Origin of the sequence: Anaerocolumna xylanovorans DSM 12503 (assembly GCF_900143645.1) — a bacterium.
Classification (GTDB): Bacteria; Bacillota; Clostridia; order Lachnospirales; family Lachnospiraceae; genus Anaerocolumna; species Anaerocolumna xylanovorans.
Window position 1 is genome coordinate 724040 of sequence record NZ_FRFD01000003.1, and the last position, 13272, is coordinate 737311.

Consider the following 13272-nt stretch of genomic DNA (forward strand, 5'->3'; position numbering starts at 1 on the left):
ATTTGGAGGAAGAACAGTAGAAGAGGAAGGTGTTGATATTATTGAATTATAATGCATCGGAAATAGGAAAGAGATTTGAGCTTTCGCAGGGGCAGAAAGACTTATGGAATTATTCTAAATTAAATGCAGACAGTACCGCCTATAACGTTCCTATGTCTTATTATGTACAAGGTAACATAGAGCCGCTATTATTAAAAGAAGCCATTGAAGAAGTAGTTTCACGGCATGCTGTTTTTACTACCAGATTTATTGAAGATGAGAATGGACATGCTATGCAGGAATATCATAATGATTCTGTGATAGAAGTTGAGCTCTTAGAACGTGAGTTGAATAAAGAACAGATTATCGAAAATGAAATTAAAAAAGAAGCAAAAATAAAATTCATTTTAGAAGAGGGAAATCTGGCGAGATTTAAACTTTATCGGGCAAAAGACAATACGCTCATATTAATGATTAACATCCATCATATCATTTTTGACGGTTTGTCGATTAATATCCTGTTAAAAGACATCAAAGACACGTATACCAACCTTTATAACGGGAACGAAAAAAGAAATAATGTATCCTCCGATCACTATCCGTTTTTTGTTCAATGGCAGGAAGAAATGATAAAAAATGATATAAAAGGATATGAGTATTGGGCGGGGGAATTGAAACATGATATACCCAGTCTTCCTTTACCCAGAAAGAAGAAAGCTGGTACGAAATTATATCAAGGCGGATTGGTTCGTAAAGAAATAAATATAGGTATAAAGGAAAAGGCGGAGGTATTATGCAAAGAGTTAGGAATCAGCTCCTATGCATTTATCTTAAGTATCTATCACATTGCGTTAAAGAAATATAAAGAAGAGTTTGAAGCGGCAATCCTTTCGCCGTTTGTAAATCGTCTTCATAAAGAATATGAAAATGATATTGGTTTCTTTGTTAATATGATCATGATTACGAAAGAAGTTATGCCAAAAGATACATTTGCCTCTATTGCATCCGCATATCAGGATAAGATTTTTGAGTGCCTGCAATATGGTTATTACCCGCTTCAAAGCGTCAGGAAAAAGACCGGTGCAGACAAGATCGGGAATGCTGTTTTGTATTATCAAAATTGGGTAGATCAACTTTCCACAGAGAATGAGGAAGGGGAACTGATAAAACTAATCCATATCCCAACGATTTATCAGGAGGGAGAGTTCGAGGCGGTTTTTGAAATATTGGAATTATCGGATCGATTTATCATTAATTGTAGATATGATCAAAATGCATATACACAGGAAACGATGAATGAATTATGTAACCAATTTACCTATATCATGGAGCAGGTAACGCAAAATCCTAAAATTACTTATGAAAATATTAAAAACACAGATGATTTTGGTAAGAACTCACTCATCGATAAATGGAATGACACATTTGTTCCATTTGATAAAAACAGCAGAATTTACGACTTAATTGATGCAAATTCTTTGAAGTATCCGAATGATATTGCAATAACCTGCGGGCAGGACAAGATAAGTTATCAGGAATTGATGCAAAGAAGTGACAGGTTTTGCGCATATCTGAAAGGATGTAAGGTCAATTCGAAGGATGTGATTGGAATTTGTATGTCCCGTTCCATTAATATCATAATTGCTATGCTTGGTATTATGAAAGCGGACGCAATCTATTTGCCCGTTGATATGCTGTATCCGGAAGAACGGATTAGGTATATGCTTACGGATTCACAAGCAAAATTTGTGATAACGGATTGCAGTACACAAGAACAGATTGGCAAACTTTTGCCGGAAGACAGGATTATTGACCTGGGGCAGGCCGACAAGGCTGCTTTAGACCCGGTACAACAAATGATACCCAGAGTAAATGATGTGGTATATGTCCTTTATACCTCAGGATCGACGGGAAAACCTAAGGGAGTGCAGGTCTTACACCAGGGACTTTATAATTCATTGGTATCTTTTGCAAAGAAACCCGGATTTACAAAGGATGATTCTCTATTGGCAATTACAACGGTATGTTTTGATATTGCACAGCTTGAGATATTCTTGCCTTTAATTATGGGCGGAAGACTGGAATTTACAGAACAGCATGTCCTGGATGATATGGAACAGCTGATGGATAAGCTTCAGAATTCCGATACCAATGTATTTCAATCTACCCCGGCTACCTTAAAAGCACTTCTTTCTAACGGATGGCGAAACGAGAAAAAGCTTAAAGTACTGTGCGGCGGGGAAGAACTTAGCAGAACCCTGGCCAGAGAACTGCTTTTGAACAAAGTAGAGCTTTGGAATATGTACGGGCCGACAGAAACCACAATCTGGTCAACCATATCAAAAGTAGAAGACGCAGACAATATCACCATAGGAAGACCGATTGATAATACTCAGATTTATATTCTGGATGAAAATAAGAATATGCTTCCGATAGGAGAGGAAGGAGAACTCTATATATCCGGCAGTAGTGTGGCCAAAGGATATCTTGGAAAAGAAGAACTGACCAATGAGCGGTTTGTAGAAAATCCATTTCATCATTACGGTAATAAAATGTATCGGACAGGTGACTTAGCAAAATATCTTGATAATGGGGAAATCAAATACTGTGGCAGAATGGATGCCCAGGTAAAAATACGGGGATATCGCATTGAGCTGCAGGAAATTGAATTCCGTTTAAAAGAAATTAAAGGGGTTAATGATGCAGTTGCGGTGGTACGGGAGGATATACCGGGAAAGAAGATGATAGTAGCATTTATGATTTATCATGCTGCTAAGATAAAAGAGCCGGTATTAAGTAATGAGCTCTTAAAATGGCTCCCAAGATATATGATTCCAGTTAAGTACATTGCCCTAAATCATTATCCGACTACATTAAATGCTAAGATTGATCGTAAGAGCCTGTCGGAAAGAAACATACAGGAGTTACTTAAGCTATATGGAAGTGCTAAGATAGCCGAGAAAACGGTAAATTATTCAAAGGAAGAAGAAATCATAGATAAGCTAAAGGAAGAAATAGCAGCTTGTATGCAGGATATGAGTGATACTGTGCTTGAACTTAATGAAAAGGCTAACGTCGGTGAGTATGGCTTTGATTCGATTACCTTTCATGAATTGAGTAAAAGAATGAATGGGAAATTTGGTACGGATATAAATCCTACGATTTTTTATTCCTATGGTTCGATTGAGGAGATTGCACAATACTTGCATAACGAATATAGGGAAGAGATGATGAGGCATTACCATAGTAATGATACTGTAAGGAGTATAAAAGATCAGTTGCCGAAAGGGGATAAGGTTAATAAAGTTTCAGGGGGGGAGGAAAAAGCAGAGATTGCGATTGTCGGTATGTCAGGCCGTTTCCCGGATTCTGATAATCTGGATGAATTTTGGGATAATCTGATTAACAATAGAAATATGGTACAGGAAGTACCACTCGAACGCTGGGATTGGAGAGAATGCTATGGTGATTCCTCTACTGAAGAGAATAAAACCAACTCAAAATGGGGGGGATTTATTCATGATGTAGATAAGTTTGACAATACATTCTTCGGAATATCACCAAGAGAAGCAGAATTAATGGACCCTCAGCAAAGAATCATTCTCGAATGTGTCTGGAAAACTCTTGAAGATGCAGGACATAAAGCAAACGATTTACGCGGTTGTGATATGGGCGTATTCATTGGAAGTACCGGTTCTGATTATATGGGTATGATGAATAAAATTGACGGTTATACATTAACAGGAGTAGCAAAAAGTGTAATAGCAAACCGTGTATCCTACCTCTATGATTGGCATGGACCAAGTGAACCTGTGGATACCGCATGTTCAAGTTCCTTAGTAGCAGTTCATAGAGCTGTCATGGCAATCTCAAATGGGGAATGTACACAGGCGATTGCCGGTGGAGTGAACATTATGCTCAACCCATTTGCCTATATTGCTTCCAGTAAAGTGGGGATGTTGAGTGAAACTGGTGCGTGTAAAACCTTTGATAAAGACGCTGACGGTTATGTCAGGGGAGAGGGAGTCGGGACTATTTATCTAAAACGCCTGGATAAAGCCATAGAAGATCATGATCAAATCTATGCAGTGGTAAAGGCTACTGTAGAAAATCATGGTGGAAAGGCAAATTCGCTGACGGCACCGAATCCCAATGCGCAAGCCGGTTTGTTGGCAGCAGCTTATAAAAAAGCGCATGTGGATCCAAGACTGGTAAGTTATATTGAAACTCATGGGACGGGGACGTCACTTGGAGATCCCATTGAAGTCAATGGATTAAAGAGTGGATTTCAGACCTTGTATGAAAAGAATGGACTTGTTGTTTCGAAAGATTTTACCTGTGGACTGGGTTCCGTGAAAGTGAATATCGGACATCTTGAAGCAGCAGCGGGAATTGCATCATTAATTAAGGTTTTGTTGTCACTAAAATATAAATATATTCCTTCAAATATCCATCTGAAAGAACAAAATCCATATATTAATCTGGCAGACAGCCCATTTTATCTAATTAGGGAAGGGAAAGAGTGGGAGCCGGTCATTATCGATGGGAAAGCACTTCCCAGACTTGCGGGTATCAGTTCATTTGGGTTTGGCGGAGTCAATGCACATGTTATCTTGGAGGAATATGCAGGTCAAAGAAGCAGCAGAGGAGAGGAACAGGAAAGCTATATTATTCCACTGTCTGCAAAGAATAAGAATAGTTTATTGGAGACGGCAGAAAAGCTTCTTGAATTTTTAAGAAATGACAACCATGGCAGTCTGAAAGACATAGCGTTTACATTACAGGATGGCCGGGAAGAGATGAAGTATAGAGCTGTTTTTGTAGTTCATACAACCGGAGAATTAATGGACGGGCTAAAGGCGTATATACAAAATGAAAATTATGCGGAGAATGAAATAGAGCATCGGCTTCAAGGCCTGCCATTAGAAGAAAATCTGGAAGAAAAATTAAGGACCGCCAAGAAATGGTTAAGCGGAGAAACTATTCCTTGGAATCAATATTATGATATGGAACAAAATCCGCCCTGGAGAATTTCGCTGCCGGCATATTCCTTTTGCAAAGAAAGATTTTGGTTTGAGGATGTGAATCAGCAGCAAAGTACGGAAGGATTAAATGAGGAGCCAATTAAACCGTATATGCCTGGGAATGCAACATATACGGAAAGTCTAGATCCGGGTTATAGTTATCTAAGTCATCATAGGGTAGGAGAAGAAATTATCGTTCCTGGTGCGTTTCAAATAGAAACGGCAAGGAAGTATGGTGCACTATCAGGTAAAAGGAAAGTCAGTGCTATTACAGAGATAATGTTTTATCAACGGCTTCCTATTTTGGAAAGAAAAGAAATTAAAATTGATATTGTTAGTGAGCAGGATAAAGCGACATATTCCATTCAGGATAAAGAAAGCGGGGAAATCTATTCCCAGGGCAGGTACTTATTTGACGAAAAGAGTAATGAGGCGAAAATATTCAATATAAACGATATTATGAATGATTTGGATGTGCAAAAAGCAAAAGACGAGTGCTATTTGCTATTTGACAGCTATCAATTTCATTATGGCCCTGTTTACCAGGTAATTGAAACGATTTCCTATAATGAGAATAGTGCATTGTCTAAGTTATCAATCCCGATGCAGGGGAGGAATGATCTTGACGGGTTTACCCTTCATCCTTCTATTATGGATGGAGCTTTGCAAACAGTATTGGTACTCTTAGGCGCTGACAAATCAAATGGGACAGAGAAGGAGATATATTTCCCGTTCTCAATAGAGCGAATAGACATTTTATCGAAACCAATGAAAGAATGCCTGGTATATGCAAGAGAAATATTGCAGAATAATAAAAATATAAGAAAATTTGACCTTTATATCATGAATTCTGATGGGGAAGTATTGGTTGCGATTAAAAATTACTTGATTAAGAAGGTAGCTTTCAAACCGAAGAATGTCCCCGAAGTTCATCAGAAAGTATATCTCAAAGAAGCAGAAAGGGAGGATGATGTTATCTTTAATCATGATATCGAAGTATCAAATACAGTGATTATTCATAATGATGTCGATTTTCATGAAAAAGCGGTAAAAGATCAAAATCTGAAAAGTGTATTTCCGATGCATTCTGTGGGGGAGGAAGACTTTGCATTAATATTCAAAGAAGTATTGACTGAAAATAGTTTCATTCAAAATATTGTAGTAATACAGAATAATCCTATTTGGAGCGATGACGGGAACATAGAACGAAGGAGGATGGATGAGGCATGGTTACAAAATTTGTATCGGCCGATCCTTCGGGTGTTACGGGCATTGTTAAGAAATAAGCTGATACGTCCAATTAATTTTATAGTAATCCACCAGGCTGAGGATAATAGGGCAGTCACAGCATTTAGTGATGCAATTGGCGGAATGTTAAAATCAGTCAGCTTGGAAAATCCCCTGGTAAAGACAGCGCTCATTAAGTATGTAGGAATTAAGCAACCAACAAAAGAATTATTAAAAATTGCCATGACAGAGGCTTCCTATGGTATCCCGCATCAGGATGTGATTTATCGGAATGAAGTCAGAAGCCATAAGGTATTTGAGCAAATAGGAATGATACAAAAAGAGGATCAAACAATCAATATCGGAAAGGATGACATAGTTATCATTACCGGTGGAGCGGGGAAACTTGGTTTACTCTTTGGCAGCTACCTGACAAATACATGGGATGCAAAAGTGATTCTTTGCGGCAGAAGAAAAGAAGAAGAACTTTCCAGGGAAGAACAAGATTGTTTGAACCGTATGCAAAGTAAGGTTACATATATTTCCGCGGATGTCACAAAGTATGAGGAAGCAGAGAATTTAGTTACATGCGTAAAGGAAAGATATGGTAAGATTACCGGTATCATTCACGCGGCAGGTTTAATCAGGGATTCCTATCTGATGAAAAAAGGGGAAGAAGACTTCTTTCATGTGTTATCACCGAAAATATTGGGAGTGGTCAACCTTGATCTGGCCAGTAAAGATGAGTCTTTGAAATATTTTATTATGTTCTCTTCCGTGTCTGCATTGGCCGGTAATGCCGGGCAAAGTGACTATGCAATGGGCAATTGTTTTTTGGATCACTTTATCAAGCATAGAAATGAATTAGTATCCCAGGATAAGCGGTGTGGTAAGTCCAGTACAATCAACTGGACATTATGGAAAAACGGTGGCATGCAGGTTGTATCTTTTGTAAAGGATTCGATATTTAACCAATGGGGTATTCATGAACTGGATAATGAAAACGGATTGGAAATGTTCCATAAGATAATAGCATCAGGTGAGACTCAAGTTTTACCTTTGTTGGGAGATAGTGATAAGATTAATCATGTCTTCCTGGAGAAGAAGAGTCCTAAAATACGAAGCAGAAAAGGAGGGCGAAAAGTGGTAAAGAATGAAAATCTTAAGTATTCTCTGGAAGATTATCTAAAACATATCATTGCAGGTGCGACGAAGCTCTCTCTTAATAAATTATCGAGTCAGGGAGCGTTTGATGAGTATGGAATTGATTCGGTAATCATTATGGATTTGAATAAGGAGCTAAGTCAAATATTCGGGGAACTTCCTAAGACATTGTTTTTTGAATATAACAACATTGAGGATTTGGCCGAGTACTTAATGAAAAGTAATGAAGAAACAGTAATAAAGCAATTTGGTAAAAAAGAATCAGACAGTGAAATAGAAATGATAGAAAGTTCGGATGAATATGACTTTTCGGTTACAGGCAGAGAAGAAAACTCCGATACCGAGAAACAAACTGATGATTGGAAAGTGACCGAAAACGAGAATAGGTTACAGACGGATATTGCTGTAATTGGACTTAGCGGTATATTTCCGATGGCAGATAATATGGATGATTTTTGGAACAATCTTATGGAAGGCAGGGATTGCATTACGGAGGTTCCGAAAGAACGTTGGGACTATAAAAAGTATTATGATAAGGAAAAAGGTGTTCGGGGAAAATCCTATACCAAATGGGGAAGCTTTTTGGATGATATTGATAAATTTGACCCGTTATTTTTCGGGATATCTCCGATGGAAGCAGAAATGCTTGATCCCCAGGAAAGACTTTTTATGGAGACAGTATATCATGCTATGGAGGATTCGGGTTATACGAAAGATAGTCTAAAAGACAGCAATGTAGGTGTGTATGTAGGTGTTATGTGGGGGCAGTATCAGCTTTACGGAGCAAATCCGCTCAGTGACGGGACAGTTATTGTTCCGGCTTCTTCCTATGCTTCTATTGCAAACCGAATCTCATATTTCTTTAATTTCAGAGGACCGAGTATCGCTCTTGATACCATGTGTTCCTCCTCGCTTACTGCGATTCATCTTGCCTGTAACAGTATTATAAGCGGAGAGCTGGATTTGGCGGTTGCGGGCGGTGTGAATTTAACTGTACACCCCAACAAACATGTATTCCTAAGCCAGACGAAGTTTGCTTCCTCCGACGGCAGGTGCCGTAGCTTTGGAGAAGGCGGGGATGGCTATGTCCCCGGGGAAGCGATAGGAGCAATTATCCTTAAACCACTTGGTAAGGCAATCAAAGATGGGGATAACATTTATGGAGTAATCAAGGGGACAAGCATCAATCATGGCGGACGGTCGAATGGATATACTGTGCCTAATGTAAAACAACAGGCAAGTGTGATAAAGGAAGTTTATGAGAAATATAATATCAATCCCAGAACGGTCAATTATATAGAAGCACACGGAACCGGTACTGCACTTGGTGATCCCATTGAACTATCAAGTATGACGAATGCATTTCGCCAATATACAAAAGACCGGCACTTTTGCTCCATTGGTTCAGTGAAATCCAATATAGGTCATTGTGAATCGGCTGCAGGAATCGTTGGTATAATTAAAATCTTACTACAGATGAAATATAAGAAGCTGGTACCGTCGATTCATTCAAAAAAATTGAATAAGAATACAAATTTTGATGAGACTCCGTTCCATGTCCAGCAAATAGTAGAGGATTGGAAGCAAGTTGTTCTTAATGAAAACGGTGAAATGAAACAATATCCGAGAAGAGCTGCCATTAACTCCTTTGGTGCCGGCGGAGCAAATTCTCATATCTTATTAGAAGAGTATACGAAAAACGAGGTTCCCTCAACAGAGGAAGAAAATTTATTTGTTTTTTCTGCTAAGGATAAAAACAGACTATTAGAAAATGTAAAGGTAATGCTTGCATTTTTAGATAATCCGGATGACGGCAACAGGCAAACATTGATACTTCATAAAGTGCTTGAGATACTTTCGAAGCAGATTGATATTGACATGGAAAGCATCGATAAAAATGCATTAATCAGTGAATATTTGATAACACCGAACGAGCTCATGAAAATGATTGACTCAGTCAACACCGAATTTTCTCAGATGAGTGCCTTTGATATTAACACACTTATTGACCATCCTTCGATTACGGAAGTGGCTTTAGAAATTGAACAGAGATTGACAAGGGAAGGTAAAGTAGGATGGAATACATCCTCCGGAGATATTGGAAGCACTAATAAAGTAATGCCTGTCAGAGCAGAAGTTTCTATGAAAGATGTGGCCTACACTCTTCAAATCGGAAGAGAAGCGATGAATGAAAGACTCGCCGTATTAGCCGGTTCCATATCCGAATTAAGAATGAAATTGCAGGAATATGCCGCGGGGAATACTATTTCTGAAGGTATCTATGCAGGAAACACAAAAGATACCAATCATTTGGTGGATGAGATGATTTCTGATGAAGAAGGACAGGCGTTTCTTAGAAACATTATGAGAAATCGAAGATTTGGTAAATTAGCTGTATTATGGACTTCCGGAGTTGATATTGAATGGGAGGAATTATACCGGAGCAGGAAGTGCAAGAAGGTATCGCTGCCGGGATATGCGTTTAGAAAAGATGTATGCTGGCTGCCCGAAGAGTTATTGGAACCAAGAGTGATTGCATCCGGTAACGCAGGGATTGCAATGGAAACAGCAGAAGCAAAACGAAGCTATCCGGATACGTCAGGTATGATTTATCGCCCTCGTTATAAAAAAGCAGATACCAAGCCGGTTGAGGTTAAGACAGAGGATAAAAATATACTGGTGGTATACGAAGATAGTGATTTGTCAAGAACGATGGTAAGAGAACTTAGACACCGGGTGAATGATTCCTGTGTTTGGTCAATTGAACTTGGTAAATCAAATCAGGTTCGACAGGATAATCAATGGAGCATAGATGTCAATGATAGGAATGGCTTTTCATTGGCAGCCGATCATCTGACACAGATAGATGAGATTTATTTTCTTGCCCTGCATAAATTTGATTTTGACTCGATTGACCTATATCAAAGCTTTCATGAATTTGAATCAGTAACGATAGTAGCACTGCATAGATTAGTAAAAATGTTAGAAGAAAGAGACCTGCTGACAAAAGAACTTGAATTTATATTAATTACTAATAATTCCTGCATGGTAGGCTATGAGAGCTCCTATAATGCGTTTGGTGCGGCTTTACTTGGTTTTATGAAAGTATTTGCAAAAGAATATAATAAAGTACGTACGCTATTTATTGATTTGGAACAGGAAGAGGTTTCGGATAAGGCAACAAGGGATTTGTTCTTCTCATTAAGCGGTACCAGAGGAAGTCTGCAAAGTTATGCTCTTAGAATGAATGAGGTATATCAATTCGTGCTGGAAGAAGTTGAAATGCCCAATATTACCAGGAGCAGACTGGTGGAACATGGGGTATATGTTGTCCTCGGCGGAAGCGGAAATGTCGGTGAAAAGCTTTGCAGCTATTTAAGCGAAGAAGTAAAAGCAAACATTGTAGTTGTAGGGCGCAGCGAATACAGTGAAAAGATCAAACGGATTGAAGAGGCGGTTCATACCGGTGGAGGCGAATTCGTATACCTTAAGGGAGATATTGCTAAGTATGAGGACATGAAGGAAGTATTTGCAGCGGTTATGGAGCGGTTCGGTACGATTAATGGGGTTTTTGACCTGGCGATGCTTCTTAATTACAGTCCAATTAATACCCTTACGGAAGAAAATCTGTTAAGCGAACTTTCAACAAAGGTGAAAGGAAGCGTTGTTCTGGGGAAAGTAATCGAAGAATACTGTAAGTATTGCATTGATTTTGTTACATTCTTCTCCTCCGGGGAAGCCTTTACCGGAAATCCGGGGTGGAGTACCTATGCGCAGGGATGCTGTTTTGAAGACTTATACGCAAGATATCTTAGAGATATCAAGGATATTCCTGCAATAGTTATTAACTGGGGATTTTGGGACAAGGAAGGTGACCCGTACATTGAAAAGTATAAGGATAGAGGCATTCGGCCATTAACGAAAGAAATCGGGATGAACTTATTGGAACAGGTGTTATCTTGCGATATCGCTCAGGTTATGGCTTTGGATGTAGAACCAAAGATTCGCAGTTTGATGGGTGTGGATGAGAGTAAAAAGGTTGAGATTTATACAAAACTTTCTGCTCATAGATCAAAATTGGAGCAGGTAATGTTAAAATTGATGAATGAAGCCAACAGCTGGGAAGAACTATTGGGCCATGCGGGACAGCTTGCCGGCCAATTGCATTGCAAAATTGCATTTCTTAGCGATAGGAAGCAAAATTCCCCTTATCTTGAGGATAGTGCCGTTGATGTAATCAAAGAAGATGAACTTAATAGGATTGAGGAGCAATATTATGATATGATACTTGCTGATTTGGATAACATTACAATAGATTTCAGCGATATCAATCTTATAAAAATGCATTTGAAGCAAAATGGTATATTATTGATTGGAAGCACTGCAGACTATAACAAGACAGAAATTTGCTTAAAATACCTAAGGGTCAATGGATTTGGTCCGGTGATATGTCATAGTGACAGGCAAAAATACGGAATCATAATCAGTGACGGAAAGGCAGTCAATGATAAGAAACCAAAAGCGGAGAAGGGGAATGACTTACCAGGCAAGAGATCAGAGGAAAGGGAAAAAGTACCACAGGATGTCATAACTGAGGTAACTATGGATAGTATCAAGACGTATATCAAGCAAGTTTTTTCCAGAATATTAAAACTGGATGAGGATAGATTTGATGATCATACGGATTTTACTGAGTTCGGTGTGGATTCATTAATTATAACAGATATTCATAAAGAATTCGAAAAGGACTTAGGTAAACTGGTGGTAACATTACTTGCCGAGAACAATACCATTGAAAAATTAGCAAACTATTTTATGAAGAATTCCTTTGCCACAATAAAGGAAACGCTTAATCCGGGTATGCATAAGATTGAGGAGAAGGATATATCTGAAATAGAGATACCCGCATTCAAAATTATTAATTCGCTGGAAGAAAGCGATATCCCTGAGTATCTTAAGAACTATGGTAATTTGTATCGCAGCGGGGAACTTCGCACCATGGCTAAGCAAAGGGAGGCGCAAGCTGCGGTCAATACAGAGTCTGACAAAATGGTGCATATGCTTGTCATGACAAAATATCACGCGGAACTTGAGGTGTTTATAATCGGGAGAGGGATTCCCTTACTGTTCATTCCAGCCATTGGTCTGACCGCCCCGACTTGGATTAATCAGATAGAAAAGTTCAAGGACAAATATCAATTAATTATTATTCATCATCCGGGATACGGGTTAAGCGGTATTCAGGATGATATTGGCGGAGAAACTGTGGTCTTAGCATTTGCGGATGTTCTTGATCAGTTAGGAATTAATAAAGTCCATTTGGTTGCATCCTGCTTTGGCGGGATTGCCGGGCAGCAATTTGCATTCCGATACCCGGAAAGAACAGCTTCTGTTATTTTGTGCGGTGCATTCTATAAAAACTTTGGATTGCCGAATATTTCAATTGAGGATATCCCGATTGATAAAATGAGTGAAGCTACTCAGATGGTTGCCGGAGGTATAGTGAATGATTTTGATAAGATTATCAGCAAGAATCCTGCGATGGAACAAGTATTTAACGAGGCAAGGGAACTGCTCCTGAACAGCCAGTGCGTCAATGCTTTGGTTGTTATGAGATATATCGGACAAATATTGACCGTTAATACAAATAAACTGTTAATCAGTATCAAGGCCCCTACTTTGTGTGTGGCAGGCTCGGAAGATACCATAGTTGATATCAATGATTCCAAATACATAAGTCAGAGTGTGGTAAACGGAAGCTATCAGGAAATTGAAGGAGCAGGTCATTATCCTTACTTAACACACCAAGAGGAGTTCAATGAGATTATGCAGGAGTTCCTTACTATGCACACAAGGGAAGAGACTTAAAAATAATACG

1 protein-coding gene is annotated in these 13272 nt (G+C 38.9%); it reads left to right on the top strand.

All coding sequences use genetic code 11. The features are described 5' to 3' along the window. The first annotated feature begins 32 nt into the window (after positions 1 to 32). Positions 33 to 13262, top strand: coding sequence for a non-ribosomal peptide synthetase (locus BUF11_RS03080; RefSeq protein WP_073587309.1), 13230 nt, complete (start codon positions 33 to 35; stop codon positions 13260 to 13262). Positions 13263 to 13272 lie beyond the last annotated feature (10 nt).